Source organism: Moraxella sp. CTOTU47579 (assembly GCF_032004885.1).
Taxonomy (GTDB): Bacteria; Pseudomonadota; Gammaproteobacteria; order Pseudomonadales; family Moraxellaceae; genus Faucicola; species Faucicola tetraodonis.
The window spans coordinates 63677-84195 of the sequence record NZ_DALZOJ010000009.1 but is presented as its reverse complement, the minus strand read 5'-3'; the positions used below and the strand labels follow the sequence as shown (position 1 = coordinate 84195).

General features: G+C 45.6%; 15 protein-coding genes. 10 read left to right on the top strand and 5 right to left on the bottom strand.

Annotated features, from left to right (window positions below; translation table 11 throughout):
* Positions 1-334: 334 nt before the first annotated feature.
* From RTP55_RS08040 to RTP55_RS08000, 9 genes are all read left to right on the top strand, one after another.
* Positions 335-1531: an amino acid aminotransferase gene (locus tag RTP55_RS08040; RefSeq protein WP_204156042.1), complete on the top strand. Its 1197-nt coding sequence runs from the start codon at positions 335-337 to the stop codon at positions 1529-1531.
* 278 nt (positions 1532-1809) lie between these two features.
* Positions 1810-2592 carry a vWA domain-containing protein gene (locus tag RTP55_RS08035; protein ID WP_312385460.1) on the top strand — a complete coding sequence of 261 codons (783 nt, stop codon included), beginning with the start codon at positions 1810-1812 and terminating at the stop codon, positions 2590-2592.
* A gap of 64 nt (positions 2593-2656) precedes the next feature.
* Complete coding sequence (locus tag RTP55_RS08030) at positions 2657-4783, top strand: PP2C family serine/threonine-protein phosphatase (RefSeq protein ID WP_312385458.1); 2127 nt, start codon at positions 2657-2659, stop codon at positions 4781-4783.
* Between the two features lie 3 nt (positions 4784-4786).
* Positions 4787-7327, top strand: a complete 2541-nt coding sequence (locus RTP55_RS08025; RefSeq protein ID WP_312385457.1) for a hypothetical protein — start codon at positions 4787-4789, stop codon at positions 7325-7327.
* A gap of 49 nt (positions 7328-7376) precedes the next feature.
* Entirely contained in the window at positions 7377-8255 is an 879-nt protein-coding gene (locus RTP55_RS08020) for an RDD family protein (RefSeq protein ID WP_312385455.1), read from the top strand.
* A 50-nt stretch (positions 8256-8305) separates the two neighbouring features.
* Positions 8306-10531: an FtsW/RodA/SpoVE family cell cycle protein gene (locus tag RTP55_RS08015; protein WP_312385453.1), complete on the top strand. Its 2226-nt coding sequence runs from the start codon at positions 8306-8308 to the stop codon at positions 10529-10531.
* Between the two features lie 75 nt (positions 10532-10606).
* On the top strand, positions 10607-13630 hold the full coding sequence (locus tag RTP55_RS08010) for a penicillin-binding transpeptidase domain-containing protein (protein WP_312385452.1): 3024 nt from the start codon (positions 10607-10609) through the stop codon (positions 13628-13630).
* A 28-nt stretch (positions 13631-13658) separates the two neighbouring features.
* The gene (locus tag RTP55_RS08005) at positions 13659-15221 is read left to right on the top strand and encodes a hypothetical protein (protein ID WP_312385451.1); all 1563 of its coding nucleotides are present in this window, start codon (positions 13659-13661) and stop codon (positions 15219-15221) included.
* Between the two features lie 72 nt (positions 15222-15293).
* A complete protein-coding gene (locus RTP55_RS08000; RefSeq protein WP_312385450.1) occupies positions 15294-16196 on the top strand; it encodes a pseudouridine synthase in 903 nt (300 codons plus the stop codon).
* Positions 16197-16201: 5 nt separating this feature from the next.
* On the opposite strand, the gene thiE is transcribed toward RTP55_RS08000, so the two are convergent.
* The 5 genes from thiE to RTP55_RS07975 form a co-directional block, all read right to left on the bottom strand.
* Complete coding sequence (thiE, locus tag RTP55_RS07995) at positions 16202-16864, bottom strand: thiamine phosphate synthase (RefSeq protein ID WP_312385449.1); 663 nt, start codon at positions 16862-16864, stop codon at positions 16202-16204.
* A complete protein-coding gene (locus RTP55_RS07990; protein WP_312385447.1) occupies positions 16854-17315 on the bottom strand; it encodes a GNAT family N-acetyltransferase in 462 nt (153 codons plus the stop codon). The genes thiE and RTP55_RS07990 overlap by 11 nt, the downstream gene beginning before the upstream one ends.
* Before the next feature lie 22 nt (positions 17316-17337).
* Positions 17338-18270, bottom strand: coding sequence for a lantibiotic ABC transporter permease (locus RTP55_RS07985; protein ID WP_312385445.1), 933 nt, complete (start codon positions 18268-18270; stop codon positions 17338-17340).
* A 249-nt stretch (positions 18271-18519) separates the two neighbouring features.
* On the bottom strand, positions 18520-18822 hold the full coding sequence (locus RTP55_RS07980; protein ID WP_065252692.1) for a polyhydroxyalkanoic acid system family protein: 303 nt from the start codon (positions 18820-18822) through the stop codon (positions 18520-18522).
* An 85-nt stretch (positions 18823-18907) separates the two neighbouring features.
* A complete protein-coding gene (locus RTP55_RS07975; protein ID WP_065252693.1) occupies positions 18908-19507 on the bottom strand; it encodes a TetR/AcrR family transcriptional regulator in 600 nt (199 codons plus the stop codon).
* 223 nt (positions 19508-19730) lie between these two features.
* Here RTP55_RS07975 and RTP55_RS07970 point away from each other — a divergent pair, with 223 nt between their 5' ends.
* Positions 19731-20480, top strand: a complete 750-nt coding sequence (locus RTP55_RS07970) for an SDR family NAD(P)-dependent oxidoreductase (RefSeq protein WP_312385437.1) — start codon at positions 19731-19733, stop codon at positions 20478-20480.
* Positions 20481-20519: the final 39 nt, after the last annotated feature.

The window sequence follows — 20519 nt, the reverse complement described above, 5'->3', positions numbered from 1 at the left end:
AAGTTCATGCCTTCTTTGTTTCAACCCCGCTTAAAAGTGTTGAGAGTGGGGTATAAGTTATAAATGTAAATAATACGGAGAATTTGCAATTTATGCGATAGCTGCTGTGAAAAAATGTAACTGCATGGGTAGGTTAACTCATCGAAAGGGCAAATTTGATAGGCTTAAAACTTTGTCAGGTAAAGCGCTTAGACAAGCAAAAAAATAGGCGTGACGGTTGTTTTATTGGGTTACAAGGTTTATCCTTATCCGTTGACATTGAATATTTGGGCAATGCCACGTTAGCGTAAATTTTTTAGCAGTCAAACTTATCAATTAAATGTAGGAGCTATTCATGTTTTCACATGTAGAACCGTATGCGGGTGACCCGATTTTGGGGTTGATGGACAAGCATAAACAAGACCCACGTGCCGACAAAGTTAATTTGGGTGTGGGTGTATATTTTGATAATGACGGTAAATTACCCGTCCTCAACTGTGTGCAAAAAGCTGAAGCACAAATCGCTAATCCACCAAAACCCCGTCCCTATCTGCCAATGGACGGTCTGCCAGGTTATCGCGCCGCTTGCCAAAACCTATTGTTTGGTAAAGACGCACAAGTATTAAAAGACAAGCGTGTGGCAACCACAGCGACCATCGGTGGTTCAGGCGCGCTCAAAGTCGGGGCTGATTTTATTCATGCTTGGTTTCCACAAGCCAAATGCTATGTGTCTGATCCAACGTGGGCGAACCATATTGGTATCTTTGAAGGGTCTGGTTTTGCGGTGGGCAAATATCCCTATTATGATGCAGCGACCAATGGCATCAAATTTGATGAACTCATTGCTTTCTTAAACACCTTGCAAGCCCATGATGTGGTGTTGCTGCATCCCTGTTGTCATAATCCAACGGGCGTTGACTTGACCCAAGCGCAATGGGATAAAGTGCTTGAAGTGGTCAAAGCGAAAAACTTGCTTGCCTTTATGGATATTGCCTATCAAGGCTTTGGTGAAGACATGGATGCAGATGTCTATGCGATTCGCAAAGCAGTGGATATGGGCTTGTTGTTCTTTGTCAGTAACTCATTCTCAAAAAATCTATCACTGTATGGTGAGCGCGTTGGCGGTTTATCTGTGGTGTGTAAAGACGAAGCACAAGCCAAAGCGGTACAAGGTCAATTGCAGTTCAATATCCGCCGCATTTACTCAAGCCCACCTTCGCATGGCGGTCATGTGGTTGATATCGTGATGAATGACGAAGCGTTATTCAATGAATGGGTACAAGAAGTGTATGTGATGCGCGATCGCATCAAAGAAATGCGCCAAAAACTGCGTGACAGCTTAGAGGCCAAATTACCCGGTCGCAGTTTTGAATATATCACCAAGCAAAACGGTATGTTTAGCTATACCGGTCTCACTCCTGAGCAAGTAGCGCGCATTATCAAAGATTTTGGTATCTATATGGTCGCTAATGGCCGTATCTCGGTTGCCGGTCTAAACGCTAGCAATATCGACTATGTAGCCAATGCCATGGCAGAAGTGTTAAAAGACTAAGCTTATTAGATAAGCCTGTTAAAAAACTAAGATAGTTTAAATAATCAAAACCCTTAACCGCGTGTTAGGGGTTTTTTATGACGTATGGCTTACGATTTATAAGTGATGGGTTATGACTTATGATTAACGGGGCGGGGAAGTATTTAAGCCCGTTTTGGTAAGATTGTAGAAATATTTTTGACTGTTGTTAATTAAATCCCCACAAAAAACCTTGCTTTTCGTATCGGCTTTTGCTGAGATACCGATTACAATAATTTTTATAAAAATAGGATATCTTTATGGTCGCCCACAACCCCATACCCAATTTTCAAAACCCAGCTCATTCTACGCCACCATCCATCCCGCAAGCCCTCACCCCCCAGTTTCGAGAAATCGACTACGGCAATAACGTTGCCCAGCGTACCCTGTGCGTTTTGGTGTTGGATTTGTCAGGCTCAATGGCGATACGCTCAGGCAATGGCGACAAACGCCGTATCGATATGCTCAATGAAGGGATTGAAGCGTTTTATCATGATTTGATGAAAGATGAAACAGCCCGCAACCGTGTGCGTTTGGCCATTGTCATCGTGGGCGGGGTCAATGATACCGCAGAGCTGATGATGGACTGGACGGATGCGATTGATTTTTTCCCCATTAAATTTCGTGAAAATGGCATGACGCCGCTCGGACAAGGTATGTTACTTGCGCTCAATTTGATTGAGCAAGAGCGTATCAATCTACGCGACAACGGTATCAATTATACCCGTCCTTGGGTTATTGCCATGACGGATGGTCTGCCCACCGACAGCCAAGATATGTGGCAGGCGGCTATTAATCAATGTCACCAAGCCGAACAAAATAATCAATGTATTATTTATCCGATTGCCATTGACGCAGGCGTGCAAGAAGTTAAGATGCTCAAGCAACTGTCGATTTTAACCCCCCCTGTGCATCTCAACTCCGTTAAGTTTGTCGAATTTTTTGTGTGGTTGTCCGCGAGTCTTAAGACCGTCTCACAATCTGCGCCTGGGGAAACCGTGCAATTAGGGAGCATCTCACCGTGGGCGACCATTCAAAGTTGATGGTAAAGACAATCACCTGCAACGCTCATGATAATAAAAAAACCTAAAAAAACTGGGGATAATGATGAACCAAACCACGGATTTGTTCGCGCCAACATCGCAATTATCAGTCCAATCATCTTGGCAAATGTATGGCGCATCCAGTATTGGTAAATCCCATATCGACAGCAACCTGCCCAATCAAGACAGTATCTATTTGCAAAAAACCGAAAAAGGTATGGTCGCCGTGGTATGTGATGGGGCGGGCTCGGCAAAATTTAGCCAAGCGGGGGCAGCGTTTTTTAGTCAATCAATTGGAAAAATGCTGCTCAGTCTCGGTGTGGGTCTCAGTGTTAGTCACAGTGTCAGTATCAGCGGCATTGCGTTTGATTTGGTGCAAGTCAAACAGCAAATTATCGAGCAATTATCACAAATACGCCTCGACCTGCAGTCACAGCTGACCGCTGAATCGAGCCTAAGAGATTATCACACCACCTTTACTGGGCTACTCATTCATTCAAATCATCAAGCACTATTGGTGCAAATCGGTGATAGTCCTCTTATCACCAGCCAATTTGTTGTCCGCCATCCTCACATTGATTATTTTACCAACTTGCAAGTGTACGGAGATGATAGCAAGAATGAATACGTCAATGAGACGCATTTTATCACCCAAGACAATTGGCAATCCTTTTTAAGGGTTGAGCCCATTGATTTATCGCAAGTGGATTGCCTTGCACTGATGTCGGATGGCTGTGCGGACTTGGTATTTGAAGGCGCAAGTGTTACGCCCAAAATTTACCGCCCTTTTTTTGGTAACTTGCTATTTAATTTAACCCAAAGTCAAAGCTTACAGCAGGGCAGCGCGATTATTGAACAGGCGCTTGGCAACCCTGCCACCTATCGATTAACCGGTGATGATAAATCCTTGGTGGTATTACTAAAAAATCAACAGCATTATCAAAGCCTTGAACCGATGGTTGAGGGGCAAAATAAAACCCTAGCGAATGACACCCTAGAAAATGACACGATAGCGACTGCACCAAACAACCCCACGGTTTGGCATGCCGATGCTGTCAATCATAAAAATACCCGCGCCACTAGCACGCCTGATGACGTAGCATTTAATGACATAACCTCCAATAACATCAATAACATAGCGCCTAACCCAAATCCGCACTTTGACAGTGTTGTACAGACTGCTCCTGCAACGCCAGCGGCCACAACGTCACAGGCGTTGCCCCCTTCGCAGTCCGTCAGTGACTCAACCAGACAGCGGCGTAATACTGCTATGATGGCTGGCGCCGCGATGCTCATTGGCACAGGCATATTGGGCTGGATAAATAAAGATCGATTGCTCCCCACGCAAACTGTCAACAATGCCAATACTGCGGCATCGGTGGCGAGCACAACGCCCATCTCGGCTATAACGCCCCCACTGACCGCGCACGCACTGGGTGATTCCTATGCCATTGACTTGAGCAAAGCCGCAACGCTTACCGAAAGTGGCAATCCCAGCGATGATCCCATCCTAAAGGTGATAGTAGCCAGTCCGCAAGGTGGTTCTATCAGTGTCATCGAGCAAAAATCCAAACCAACAAGCAGCGCTAAAACTAAAAACAATAATAAAAACGAAAACAAAAATAGGGTGAATCTGCCCTTATTATCCGCCACTGTTACCACGGTGGTCGCTAATAAAAACCCAACGGTTGCCAGTGGCGCAGCGAGTACAGCTTTGCAAAACCAACATACCGAGACTGAGGCTACTTTGGCGGCTACTTTGACCGACTCACAATTTAACAATCATGCTGTCAAACTTGCGGCTAAAGCAAGCTGCTTGCCAGTTACCGATACCCATGATTTGACAAGTTTAGGGGTCACCATCCAGCCCACGATGCATTACTACAACTGCCAAATTAGCTTGCCTATCAAATCGATAACGAGCCAAATAGCTGGGTTAAGCAAAAAGACTGAAATCTTGGATAGTCTGACGCTTGACAAAGGGTTATCAGAAATTTTAACTAGCTCTACTAGCCATAAAGCAGCTACCGCCTCTACGGGTTTGCCTGCTAGCACGGTCAGCGATTCTAGCGGCAATCAGCAAATACAGCTATACTATTTGGGTATTACTGACACAATAAATCATATGAGTGCCACTGCTAGCACTGAGTTAGCCGCTTTACCCACCTCATCTGCCAATCTTAAGAGATAGTTCATGCCGTATTTAATTGCAAACAATCAGCGTATCACCATTGATTTGCCTATCTCTCATGAGATCGGCTCTGGCGGTATGGGCATTGTCTACCGTCTTGGTAATCTGTTAGGCACGGGCAATTTGGTGGCAAAAATCTTTAAAAATCCCATCGACCCCAAAAACCCCAGCCTTGCCAAACTACAAGCCATGATGGCGCGCCCGCCTGAGCATATTTATGAAGTGATTAATGGGGTAGGATATACCCAGTTTGCTTGGGTGAGACATCTGATTGTCGGCGAGCATGATGAGCTCATTGGCTATGCCATGCCAGAGCTGGATTTTGATAGGTCGTTATCGCTCAATCCTTTTATGTACCCACGAGAGGCAGCAAAACTGACCGCGTATCAGCAGAGTCTCAATTATCGCGTGCAGCTGTGTGCCAATATTAGCGCCTTGATGGCGGATTTACATGGTCATGGGCATGCCTTTATTGATTTTAAAGAAGCCAATATGCGCCTGATGCCAGAGCCAAGCACGGGCATGGATGATGATTATAAAGGCTTTATCGTTGGGTTTATCGACTGTGATAGCTACCGTATTACTGGCAGTGATGGCAGCGTTTATCCAAGTCCTGTCATATCACCTGAAATGACCAGTCCTGAATACCATGAACACAAAGATATTGGTTTGTTGGATGAAAAACACGACCGTTTTGTACTGGCGATTGAGCTGTTTAAAATTTTAAACAATGGTATTCATCCTTTTTATTTTATCCCTGTCTCAGACCGATTAAAAAATGCTGCCCATCGCAACACCGACCAATTTATCAAAGAGCGGCTATATGCTTATGGCTTGCAGCCACACCCAGAGATTGCCCCGCTAAAAAACAGCATTCATATGTGTTGGGATGACCAAACCCGTGCAATGTTTGATAAAGCGTTTTTATCCACCCATCCAACTGATCGCCCAAGCGCCGCCGAGTGGGAAAACCATCTACGCGGATTGGTTCAACACCGCCAGTTTAAAGTGTGTGAAAATTATCCCAATGATGCTAGCCACATTCATTTTGTTGGTAAACCCTGTCATCGCTGTCTGTTTTTAACCGTACCCAATAACCCGTTAACCACGCCCGTCACACCTGTGCCCGCAATCATCGCTGCAGCGACAACCAGCGTCTGGCAAACCACGCCCACCCGTGCTTCTGTAGCGTCCACTGCCGCAAATCACCCAAGTCATCAGCCAAGCGCGGCTTTGGCCGGTTTGATGGGTGATGAGACATTGGCAAATAATCGTCGGCTTGAGCAATCGCTCAATACTCAGGCTAACAGTCACCGGGGCATACCGAGCCAACCCATCAATATAGTCAATGCAAATGTAGTCAATGCAGGGGATGCAGTCGATGACGCGACCCAAACACCGGCGACTCATTCAATGGCGATGCCAGATACGATGCTAGATACAATGACAGATGCGAGAACAGCACCCACGCATCACACTGATACTACAGAGACGACACCCACTACGCCACCGTATACTACTTCTACCGGTGAGGTATCTGTCAAAAAGCCCTCTAAAGGGTGGCTGATAGCGATGATTGCTGCCCTAATTGCTGGCCTAGTGGCAATCGGTGGCTATGGCGTATCAAGGTTAAAATCCGCCTCAACACCGACGACATCACAATCCGCCACTACCAATCAGTCCGATAATACCAAAGCGGCAAGTACCGATGATAATTCACAAAAAAAACCAAAAAGCCAAAATAGTTACAGCACCATCATCAAATCGCTACCGACTGCAAAAGCCACTATGACGCAAGCGCTTAAAGAGCAAAGTGGCTTTTTTTCTTCCTCGTCGCAAACTAGCGTAGCCAAGCTGTATCAAGACACGCTCGGTATTAGCCCCGAGTTTTTTGATAAAGTCGTCAAGGTGGGTGAGTTTGCCGAGCCATCGCTCAAACAGCTGCAAGAGCTCGGTTACAGCCAAGATATCAATGCGACAAAGCAATACTCGCTTGAAGCCTTTCGCAACGCGGATATGGGCTATTTTAAACAGCAGCCCACGAATAAAACGCTCGCCAAACAACTCAATGAAGCAGCAAAAAGCTATTACTGGCGCAAAAAAGACCCAAAAGCCGCCGCTTATCTTCAAGCGCAAGCAGTGAAATACAATCCCAACCAAGGCGAATATGTCGCCAATTTTGCTTATTATTTATTTAAAAACAACTATCCTTATAGCAAATCTTTTTTGCTTTATGCGCTACAAACGCCGCGTGATAGCAGCAAATATCCCAATACGTATATGATTGAATTGGCAGCGGCAATGGCACTGCAAGCGGGTGATGACAAAGGCGCGGTGGGGTCGTTATTGGCACAGTTTTATACCACTGACGATCAACAAAAACGTTGCCAAAACATGTTAAATTATCCGCAAACCTATCCAGAACTGGTACCCATCGCCGAGAAAGTGTTAGCCATTATCGACCAGCAAAACAGTAGCGGCGCCAATCCTGTGCCTGCTGAGTGTTTGCCGCCATACAACTGGGTGGTTGGATCGTCAAATTAGTTTATCAAATTGAAAATATGAAAATATGAAAATAGGGTAGTAAACATCTATGATTATTGTCTGCCAACAATGTGGTCAAAAATTACCAAAAACTGCGGTTATGTGCCCAAATTGTGGCAGTCGTCAGTTTGCGCAACAATCTGATAATCATACTCAGCCGCAGCAAGCAAATTCTTTTGTACAGTCAAGTGGCTATAATGCCTATGACGCGCCGCAGCCCGAACATTCTACTTGGCAAAGTTATACACCAAATCCATCTGCAGGCAATTATCAACCGACCGATATGCCAGCTGTGCAGGCTAGTCAACCTATGCAGCAACCTGCTCAACCAATCTATGCACAGCCTAATTATGAACAGCCTGATATTGCTCAAGCGTCAAATCCACCCGCACAACCTACTGACTACGCAAATCCTTATGTCGCTCCCGCAGTACAGCCACAGCAACCTAGCCAATACCCAACGCCCACTACCAATCAGCTGCCTTCGACCGCGCTGCAGACTCGTAAGCCGGCTCATACCATGCTATATGCAGGTTTTGTGCGCCGCGCATTGGCTTATCTATTTGATTTAGCGTTAGTCAGTTTATTATTGGGATTGGCTTATCAATTATTGTTGCCGCAGATTTTACCGCAGCTTGGCATTCGTGGGTTTACCGATCAAACGCTTGCCTTGATAGCGTATGGATTTTATTTGTTTTATATGACGTTATTGACCTGTTTGGGACGACAAGCAACGGTGGGCAAGGTGATTATGGGTATGTGGGTGTTTGGTATGCAGGGACAACGGGTTAATTTTTTCCATGCGTTAATCCGCGAAACCTTAAAGCTTATCTTATTGCCATTTGGTTTTTTGATGTGGTTTACCGCCCGTAAACAAACGCTGCATGATTTAATCGCACGCACGGTGGTGTTGTATGACCCCAATTAATTTTTAAACATGGATAGCAATAAAAAAAGTTAATCAATTTGGAAAACCCCATGCTAAACATAGTGAGTCGTACAAAAGCCAGCAAAAAACCTAACGCCAAAGCGCAAACGTTGAGCGAAATCATAATTTTAGCGGTGGTATGGCTCCTGTTAATTGGCGCATTTTTACTGGCAGATTACGCCCATTCGCCCAAACTGCAGCGTTATCAACTCGAACTCACCAGCTATACTGAAGGCATCGCCAAACCGCAACTGCTCAGCAAATATTGTGGCGACAATGTCATTACTAATCTGTATGACAACCGTAATGACCCCAATTATGGCATGACTCAAGCCTGTGCCCAAGCCAGTCAGCCCGCACAATTAATGAGTGAGGCAAAGCAACATTTTACCAAAACCCAACAAGCCTTAGCGGCCGCATGGCAAGCCCAAGGCAAACAGCAACGCCAAACCGAGCTGGTTGAAAATGAAACCGAAGTGAATTTGGGTGGCGATAAACTCAGCAATCGCCAAGATTGGCTACACCTTAACGCTAGTGGGCAACTCGATAGTTTAAACAACCTAATGGCGGTAAAAACCGATAAATTATCCCCTGCCGACCAAGCTAATTTTGCCGTGTCAATGCTTGCGGTCGCCGATGGCAATCGACGTTTTGCCTACAATCGCCTGTTTAGCAATCAGCCTGCTATTGCCAAACTGTTAAATCAATCGGCAAACGATGTCGCCAGTATCTATGACGCCAATAACAACCAACAAAAAGCCTTGCAAGCGAACAATTTACTGCCGTTAATTGGCACGCCCATGCATTTGGGAATGCTCACGCAGGTGTGTATTTGGTCATGGGTGACGTGGGGGTTACTGTGGCTGTCTCGGCGTAAGCACTGGCTGGAAGTGTTACCGATAGCCATCACTGTGTGGGGACTGGTCATTGCAGGTGTTAGCCATACAGTGATATTGCCGATGATGGTGGGGGGTGTGATGTTTTGCGTCGGCGTGTTACTGAGTGTATTGACGATTTTTTCGCCCATGCGTCGGTTGATGGAAAAATTCCCTGATAATCGGGAAATACAGTCATCAGTATGGATTTATCCATTATTTGTGGGTTTTACCACCTTTGGCTTGATGATTTTATTTGACTTAAGCACCCGTAGTTATTTGTCACTGCGTTATATTTTTCTCAATCATTTCAAAGATTTGTTTTGGTGTTTTGTGTTTATTAGCCTGGCTCGCCCGATTAGCAGTTTGGTTAGTTGGGGGCTTAAAACCCTCGTTGCCAATAACTTACTACACAGCAGTTGGGGCAATGTCAAATCGGCGATGACTAAAGCCCGTGTGTGGCTGCTTGCCTTTGCGGTGGGTTATTTGGGCTTGGCAGTGTTGATTCACAGTGACAGTGCGAAAGTCGCTGAACTGTCAAAGATTTGGCTGATGGTGTTCTTGGGCGTGTTTTTGGCGATTAACCAACGCGGCTTGATTAATCATCTGTTTTTCCGCTCCAAAAAAATGACCCTGCTGCTTGCTTTCGCGGTGGTGTTGCCGTTTATTGCACTGGGTATTGCCAATGAAAAAGGCACCATGTTGGTATTTTTGTTTTTGTTTACCTTTTTGGTGGGCGTGGCGCTATCCAACAAAATTTTCCAAATGGGCGGTCGGGGTTATATTTTGGGCGTGTTGTCGAGTACCGCGATTTTGCTTTTGCTGATGATGGTATTGGTGAATTTAAGCGGGTTTGATGCGCGTACTGCCGAGCGGGTCAATGCGTGGGTCAATCCGTTTGTGGCGAGCAACGATCAGATGGCGATTTTGCATTGGTTTCGCGATAGTGTGCCGATGATTGGCTATGGGTTTGGCGATATTCCGTGGTGTGGTTATCATTTGTCGGGCTGTCAAGGCGTACCGCTACAGATGCAAAGTGACTATACCATCACTTCGGTGATGGCAGTGGTGGGTATCGGGGCCAGTGTGGGGCTGATGATGGTGTATTTTGCGTGGCTGGTACTGATTGCCCGTCAGCAGATGGCGTTCGCCAGTGAGCAGATGAAATCACGGCTGTTATCGGGTGGTTATTTTTTGCTGGCGTGGGTGATTTTGCTGTGGGTGGTGATTACGGTGTTTCAGGCACTTGTCACCATTTCAGGGAATTTAGGAATTTTACCGCTCACGGGGGTGACCTTGCCGTTTTTAAGTTATGGCACCAGTAATTTATGGCTCAATAGTATTATGCTCAGTTTGGCGCTGTTTCAGCCAAAGCTGATGTTGGACGGCAATAAACCATAAACCGTATGCTCAATAACTTATCCAATTGTAGAAACGTCAAATTTTAGTAAGGCTTGCAAAAATTAAAGGTTCAAAATGACCGAAAACCAAACCCCGAAAGACGAAAACAGTCAAGAAACTATGAACAGTGGCAAGTTAGAAACTGTTCAAAAAATAGATTCTAACATCTTACCACAAGATAATAATGTCACTGATTCAACCACAGAGATTGAAGAAACAGCCACGCCTGCCAATACCTCCGACAATACGCAAGCAAGTGAAACAAAAAATAGTAACAAAAAAATCAAAAACGACGGTAAAGTTGCCAGTTTTCGGGTTTCTCAAGCGCTTTACAAAACCATTTTGACCAACTTACAAGTAATTTTGGTGGTGTTTGTTGTCGGCCTTATCGGCTGGCTGGCCTGGTATCTCTCGCCCTTAACCGCCTCAAATACCACGTACAATGCAGAGGCGAATGAAAACGCCGTGTCACTTGTCGTCGATAATCTGGGTATGGCGGATGTGGTCAACCAAGCCAACAGCCAAAATACTAATACCCAAAGTGCAAACGCTAATCTATCAACTTCGGTCAACGCCACGCCTGCCAAAACGTGCGACTTAATGCAGCCCAAAAACCAAGCCCGTTTTACCGACAGTATCAACCGAGTTAATCAAAGTCTGCTCAGCTTGTATCAGCAAAAACGTCTAGCCAACCAATACCAACTGCAAACTGCCAGCCTTTGGCAACAAGCCTGTGAGCAACATATCAACGAAGACGCGTTAGCCTTTGCGCTAAAAACGCTTGCCAACCCAGAGCGGTTGTTGCAACTACAATGGCGAGAACAACAGCCCAATCGCCGCAATCAAAACGACCCCAATGTCGCACATATGCCAACCAATTGGCTCACCCAAACCAACCCTTGGTATGGGCTACCGGGCTGTGTATACATCAAAACCGCCAAAACGGCGGACAATCAAACAGGCTATCTGTATGTCGATAGTCGTGGCAATACCATGACTGACACAGGTGACGTTGACTCATTAACCCAGCTTTGTAACAACCCTAGATTGATTCCGATGTCGGTCAAGTCCTTGGCGGTCAAACCATTGACAGGGGCGGCGACTTTACCCAATGCACCAGCATCTGACCCAAATAATGCTTTTAATAAAACCAAAAACGATATTCAAAACCAAGCCAATGGCGTGTTGCAAACCCTACAAGACAAACCCACGCAAGACCCGAAGAAACGGATTGCCTCCACCAGCAAAACTGAGGTTGCTTTGCCGACCAATCTAGGGTTGATGTATAGCGAATTGTCCAACATTCACGCCAGCCATTTTGACCGCCAGTTATTGGATGCTTATCAAAGCTACCAACAAAAAAATGATCAACGCAGCTGGTGGCAAAAACTCACTGCACCGCCAATCAATAGCATCAATGTCGATGGCTCGGATATCAAAATCGGCTACAACATGGCGTTAACCCTAGATCCCGCCGTACAGACTACCGCCCAGCAAGTAGCGGATTGTGTTACCAATAACCCCAATGGCACGGACTGTAATAACGTGCTTTCGCCTGCGTTGCAAAACGTCGCCAATGGTATGTATGAAAACGCCTTGGTACGCAGTATCGGTATCGCGGTGATTGATGTCAAAACCCAAGGCGTGCTTGCCCTTGCTAGCGCTGACTCCAACTGCTACCGTGCCGATAATGGCGATACCACGATTAAGCCCACAGGCTGCCCAATACTGTGGAAAAAAGACTGGAGCAAGCAAAACCTCATGAACCATGCTTTATACCAAACCGTGTACCCAGGTTCGACCGTTAAAACCGTACAAGCATTGGCACTGGTACGCGCCAATCCACGGTTTAAAAATATGCAAACCCCTGAAGCGCAATATCTTAAACAAGTAATAGCAAGCTCATCTACCGAAAAAGTGGCGAATTTTTTATATTGTCACCGCACGACCAGTGCGATGTCATTGCAACGTGACCGACAAGGCGTTTGCCCAGGTATGCCCGCCTTTAAAAAAGCCAGTGATGACATGGGCTGGAGTGTGAATTGTGCCGATAAAGGGGGAGTGAATTGCGGATTTAAAGATTTACTGTTTGGTAAAGCCTACAATAGTGACCCGATGCTACAAAGCCGCTATTTCTCAGGCGTGCTGCTCACCGATGGCAAGCAAGATTACACCACCAAGCAATTACAATTTACCGAAAGCCAAGTGGCAAGCTGTGTCAAAGCCAATGGCGGACGTATGAATGGGGCGTGTCGTCAAGGGGGCGATATGCTCAATGCCAGCATGAACCAAGTGTTTGGCGCAGGTAATGCCAAAACCTCGGTACTGGGTGTGTCGGATATGTTTGCCAATCTGCTGATTGCCGATAATGGCGCGACCCAACGTCGCGGCGTGCATTTGATTGAGGATTTGTGGGGCGTCAATCAAATTCCGCTGCGCCCTAAAGCCTGGCGAGGCGATGCCCAAAGCCAAGAGATATTGACCACAGCTACTAGCCAACTCGGCGCCATGCCTCTGGGCATCAATCAATCTGAGGCCCGCGGTGCGCTTAATTTATTATCAGGTACGCTGCTAGCAGGCACAGGTTTGGGAGGCGGCAACGGCACAGCTTTCACTGCCTGTAACCAAGCGATTGGTAGCTGTGCTTGGACACAGGGCGTGATAGTGGGCAAAACAGGCACACCCGGCTTTAACTACCCAACCACACAAAACGGTCGCAGCTTTTATACCCCCAATGTCACCGTCACTATGGTGGCAAATCTGTGTAACAATGCGGACATTCGCGCAGGCAAAACTCAGCCATCGGTGGCGTGTTATGCTCGTCCGTATAAATGGTTTGTCTATGGGCTAAAAGATAAAAATGGCAAATGGGATAAAGCGGTAGCGGTATTGGTTGAACGTAACTGGACTAAAAACGGCTTGGTCGATGACCCCCGTGATGGCATTAACCGAGCGGTACAGGCAGGCATGATATTAGCCAAACAGATGTATCAAAGCTCAGCGATTAGCCGTCCTGCCAGCGCCAAGCCACTGGCTGATTCAGTGGCTAGTCCAGTGACTGATACTACGCAAGCTGTTAAAAAAACGCAAACCCATTAATAAAAAATTTCACCATTAAGAGTAAATTATGGCTTACATCACCACCAACCACCGGTTTATCATTGACGACAAACACCCAAGCGATGTGTTTGATGAAATGGAAAATTTCTTTAGCCTATACACCACCGCCATTGATGACTTACAACGGGTGAGCGTTCAGCTGTCCGTGCCGACGAGTTTTGATATCACTGCCAATAAGAAAATGGCAGAAAGCTACCGACACTTTACCCAATCGCTCAAATACACCATGCCTGATATTCATATATTGCCGATTAAAACCCATGCCGCCCAAACAGCGGATGACGATGACACAGTCAGCGAAGCAGATAATTCGGTCATTTTGCTGATTCAACGGCTTGACGGCTATGCGCTAAATGATGAAGACGAGAACCCCAGTCTATATCAAAGCCTGTTAGGGCGACTGATGCCACGATTTGCCGAAGAAAAATCTGCCACAGGACACTACCCTGAACGCGCCCCAATTACCTTACCTGAACCTATCGCGCAACCAGCGCCTGTAGCACCGATACCTGTATCGCCGCAGTACCCAACCCAGCCTGTTTCGCCACAACCGCAGCCTGATCAAGCTTATCAAATACCTGTGCAACCAACAACACCGCCTTCAAACCCCAATCCAGTGCCTGCAGTTGCGCCGATGCAGTCGCCGCTGGTCAATACCGAGCCTACACCACATAAGCCACAACCTACGAGGGTACAACCGCCAACAGCTGCGCCCAAGCCGATGGTAACTGTGTTGCCAAACATCCAAAAATCCGCCAAGCCGTATCAAGATTTATTGACCGATGCGATTATGGCAGCGGCGAAACAATGGGTAAATAAATCCCAAGTGATTACTCAAATCACCTTAAAATCTAATGATGGACTGACAACCGCGATGGTAGAGCAGTTATTTAGCAGTTTTAATCATGCCCATAAATCCACCAATACCCCGCATGATGCCATTGATTTGGTATCTTACGGCTATGAGGTGTTAAAACCCAAGCTTGCCACAATTGGGGTAAGCTTGTCCGACGAAGCGCAATTTGGGTTAAAAGCCAAAGTGCAAGCCACGCCAACGGATATCGCACGTTTGCAAAAAGGTGAGGTATTTAGCAATGAGATTAAACTGGGTGTTAAATTCATTACTCAGAATCAGGCACAGCCAAACTCAAATCATCATATCGTAGCAAGCCCGCCCGCTTTTAGTACTGCTAGTACTGCGCCACGCCAAGCGCAAAGCAAACTGCCGCAGTTGAACCAAAATCTACAGCAGATTGTTTTGACCATAAAATCTGTGGATGGGCTAGGGGAGCGCCAACAAAAAGTACGCGAGTTTCCGATTGTGTTTGCCAGTCGCGAGGCGCAAATCGCCCATGCCTTACGTCTATTTGCCGCCAATGACCTAAAGCTTGCCAGTGGCGTGTATTTTGCGATTGTCGAATCTCAAGGACAGCTGCTGATTGATGAGATTGATCCCAACATCAGCATTACCCGAAACGGTCAACCCATCAACCGACATGATGTTTTGCTGCCCAATGATGTGCTAAGCATTAATCATGCGATAACCGTGCAGTTGTTGTTAGCCCAATAAATGGGCGTAAAATAAAACAGCATCGATAAAGTGGTTTTTAAAAATGATAGATTTAACATGATAGAGCGTGGCATGAAACCCAGTAAGTTATATTTACCCCATGATAAGTTGTATATGGGTGGGCGGCTTATCGATTATTTGGCAGCGCATTTTTCTCATATTAGTTTGGCAAACTGGCAACGACGGTTTGACAGCGGTTTAATTAGCCTTGAGCGTGGCGAGCCGCTCAAACACGATTCGCCCTATTTGGCAGGGCAAACCATCTTGTACTATAGGCAGGTTGAGAATGAGCCTATCATTCCATTTGAGCCCAGCATTATTCATTTGGATGAACATTTACTGGTGGTCGATAAACCGCATTTTTTACCCGTCACACCGTCAGGTCACTATGTCAGCCAAACCCTACTAGCCAAATTAAGAAATCATCCAGATTTACAGCAGTTAGCGGTAAATGATATCTCACCCTTGCATCGGTTGGATAAGGACACGGCAGGCGTGATGTTATTATCGGTTAATCCAAGTAGTCGCGCTTGCTATCATGCGCTGTTTGCCGATAGACACATACACAAAACTTACCACGCCATAGCACCGACTCGCAGCGATTTATGTTATCCCTTTCACATCCATTCCAGACTTGAGAGTGGTGAGCCGTTTTTTTTGACCAAGACGGTCGAAGGTGAGCCCAATGCGCACACTATGATTGAATTAATTGAAAATAACGGGGCGTTTAGCTTATACCGATTAACCCCGGTGACGGGCAAAAAACACCAATTGCGGGTGCATATGGCAAATTTAGGTATGCCGCTGTTAAATGACAATTTTTATCCCACTGTTAATACTGTCAAGACCCAAGGCAGTAGCGATTTTACGAAGCCTTTGCAACTGTTGGCAAAATCCATCGACTTTATTGACCCCATCACCCAGCAAGCAAGGCGTTTTGATAGCCAGCTACGGCTGATAAAAAATTCTAACTGATTGATTTATTTAATTTTTATCATTTCTTTAAGCTGTTCACTGGCAAGTTTGACATCTTTTTGCCCCAAAATTGCAGAAACGACTGCCACGCCGTCAATCACATCACCAGTGGACGTGTCGGCAGCTTGCAGGGATTGTTGTAAGGCGGGCAGGGTGGTGTGATTGATACCACCAATGGCGACAATCGGAAGCGTTACCGCTTGTCGTATTTGCGTTAAGCTCGCTATGGTAACTGTTTGGGCATCTTGTTTGGTGGATGTGGCAAACATCGCGCCAACGCCCAAATAATCTGCGCCGTCTGCTTGCGCTTGGATGGCTTGCTGGGCGGTGCGCGCGGAAACCCCAATGATTTTATCCTTGCCTAAAATTTGCCGAACCACGCGACACGGCAAATCACTTTGACCGATATGCACCCCATCTGCCTCAACTGCTAAGGCGATATCGACACGATCGTTTATGAGTAATGGTACGTTATAGCGGTGGCAAATCGCTTTGATACGCAGCGCGCGCTCATAGAACGCTTTGCTAGCAATCGCTTTTTCTCGAAGCTGCACCAATGTCACGCCGCCCAATATCGCTTGTTCAACGGCTTGTTCAAGCGTTTGCTGTTGCAGGCAATTGCGATCTGTGACCAAATATAGCCGATAATCAGCACGGTTATGCATCATGTTTGACTTCCAATATCATATTGACATGCTCAATGCCGTCTTCAAGGTAACAGTCACCTTGCATACAAAAGCCGAGCGCTTGATAAAAGTGGATCAGATAAGTTTGAGCGGCGATAAAAATCGGCTGGCTAGGGTAGTATTGCTGGCAAATTTCAATGGCTTTTTGCATCAAATCATGCCCATAATGGTGACCGCGAAAATCGCCAACCGTTAACACGCGACCAATCGCCACATAACCCAAATAATGATAATCAGGTGGGATAATCCGCGCATAACACACCAGATTATTATTAATAAAACCCTGTAAATGCCAACACACCAAGTCGGTATCATCAATGTCTGGATAAGCGCAATGTTGCTCTACAACAAACACCTCACAGCGCGCCTTAAAAATATTATATAAGGCTTGTGCTGATAACTGTGGCAGTAGATTGAGTTGAAACGTTAGCATACGAATAAATCGAACATCTGCATTATTTTAAGCTGGCTGGGCTGTCGATAGTATGCCATTTGACCATTTTTTTACCCAATAACGGCAAGCAAAACGAAGGCAATTGGTACGCGCCAATCAGCGGTAAAAACATCGCACCCATAAACGGCGTGGTGATGGTATACGCCAATAACACATTGCGGCCACCGCAAGCCAGCGCAGAGATAATGGCGTTTTCATAGCCAAAGCGGCGGTATAAAAAATAGGCAGAAAAGTAAAATACTAACGACAAGACAGTGCCCAAACCAAACAAGCTTAACGCCTGCATGGGATTGGTGTCAAAGGTATGTCTAAAGCCCGACATCAATCCAAGCGGAAACATCATCAGTAGAATAATGTTAAACTTAGCAATTTTTGGATAATAAGTATTGAGCGTATCACGGGGAATGTATTGGCGTGCTGCGACCGCCAGAATCATGGGGGCGATAATGTAAATTAATAACCGCTTAATATACAGTACAAAGTCTAAATGGGCGTCCTTGCTGCCAAGCAACCACAATATCACCAGTAAGCTAACAGGCATCACCAACGTGGCTGTGATGGTTTTTGCCATGGCTAATAGTGCATCAAAACCCACTGCATTCACAATAGCGCCCGTACCAAATAGCGGTGCGGTGGCTGACAGACCCGCGATAGCCAACAACAAATCACCACGGACACCTAGCAAATAAGCAATCAAGGTCATGGCTAAGCTCATCAGCGCACTTTGGAAGATGGCAAATCCCCAAACATATTGGGTCGTCATGCGTCTAATCAGCTGGGTTTGGTCAATGCCCAACAAGGTAAAAAACATCAAGAAAAATAAAATCTGCGGCAGCAGCCCAAGGACAAAATGCGACAAGTCAGGAAATATAAATCCAATCACACCAAACAATGGCATAAAAATCGTACTGTGACGGGCAATAAATCCAATCATGATAAATCCTTGGCGATTTTAATGATAAACAAACAAATGATAAATAAATAATTGAGTGAGCATACTACTCATTATTGATTGATAAATGCAAATAGTTTTGCTGCTAATTGTCATTTCATCATTAAACTAATCACAGTAATATACATCCCATTTTTGACGCCGATAGCTTTTATTTCGCATAATGTATATTATGTTAAATAAAATAACTCAAACTAAACGCTAACTGCCACTCAAAGCTCACTGTGTCTGCTAACGGTCTTTTACAGCTTGCAATGCGTTATCAAGATTTTGATTTACCGTCTTTTCTATCAGCGGCAAAAAACTTTTGAATAAAAAACCAAGCTTTGCTTGCATATCAAATACCTCATCATCCACTGTTAACATACCTGTCACACCGGCACGAGAAAAATTGACGCGTATTTGCTCATCACTGCGCACTACATCGCAATGCATTTTATAGTCTTTTTCTGCTGAGACAATCCAATCTTCGGTTATCTCAAAGGCTTGCGCTTTACTGATGCCATGCTCACGATGAATCACAAAATTACTCATACTTTTCTACTTTTTTCTACACTGTCTTGGGTTTTTAGCTGTCTGTTTTTAGCTGTCTATTTTTAGTTGTCTGCGTTAGCTTAATCTAGGTTAGCCCTTCAAAACACGTGCGGGTCACGATAGCGATAATCTCATCATCGTCATACAGCTGCGACGAGCGTAAAAACCCCAGTACAGGGTCACAAGCTCTGGCATATAAGGTATATAAAATTGCCAGTCCTGGTATGTTGCTTTGCAACTTGCCCTCTGCTTGCGCTTGCTCAATCCATTCACCGATGCTATCTGACAACATGACCAAGTTGTTGGTGTAATCGTCATTGGCGATTAGCAGCTCGCGCAGCTGGGAGTTTTCACTCGGCAGATTCGGCATTTTTTGCGCCAGTTTTAGTCGCATCGCCCACTGTGTCAGCGCTTTTAGCTTATCGATGGCTGTTTGGTCGGTCGCGTTTAGCTGATTGATGACCTCAAGCGCTTTGTTCATGATATCAACTAGCGCCGCCATGCCTAGCGCTTCTTTACTGGGAAAATGTCGATACAATGACGCCTTGGCAATGCCCACCGTATCAGCAATCTCATCGACGGTCATCGCGTCATAGCCTTTGGTGGCTAACAAATGGTTGACTGTTTCAATAATCAGCGACTCACGCTCTAGCATCATTCGCTGTTTAAACGTTAACTTTTTCATCACAAGTTTCTAATGTTCTTCAGGTTTCTAATATTTATGAGGTTAAAAATTAGCTAATATTATACTACAAATGTTTTTATGATACTTATTATTTGATTATATACTAATAATTATATTTTTATACTAAATAGTATAAAAACTATTGCCAACCATCGGCTACTCTTTTATAGTATGCGGTAAGCCGTTGTCAAAATTTTGTATTGAGTTGTTATATTGAGTCGCTATGATGCCCAGCCCCCATTCCTCAAAGCCATTATCCATCGTCATTACAGGTGCAACCTCAGGCATCGGTTTACAGTTGGCGATGGATTATCTAAGCCAAGGGCATGAGGTGTATACCGTGGGTCGAAACAGCGATGTTTTGCACATGTTGGCAGCGATGGGTGCAAAAACGATTCAGCTTGACTTAACCGAGTATGATGCCGTGATGCAAGCTTTTAGCGACATTAAAACGCTACATTTATTCATTGCGGCAGCAGGTGTTTGCGAATACATTGACATGCCAGACTTTGATTCGCGGTCTATCATGAGGGTGATGAACGCAAATTATGGCTCGTTGGTGCATGCCATTGAAGCACTACTACCCGCCCTGAAGGCAACTAAAGGTAAAATTGTCACCGTCGGCTCGGCTTCTGCTTTGGTGCCCTTTGTGCGTGCAGAGGGGTATGGTAGCTCAAAAGCGGCAATCCATTATCTGAGCAAAACCTTGCAAATGAGCCTGCAACCTTATGGGGTCAAAGTGGCTTTGGTAGTGCCGGGCTTTGTCAAAACGCCGATGACGCTGCAGAACGACTTTCCAATGCCTTTTTTGCAAACTGTACAGCAAGCCAGCCAAGCCATTCAACACGGGATTGCCAATGATGATAATATCATTGAATTTCCGCAGACATTGGTACAGCCCCTCAAGCTGTTGGCGCAGTTACCTGATGCCGTATGGCATTTTGTGGGCTCAAAACTTTCTCATACGACTTAATCATTTGACTTGTTAATCATTTGACTTGGCTTTAAAGGT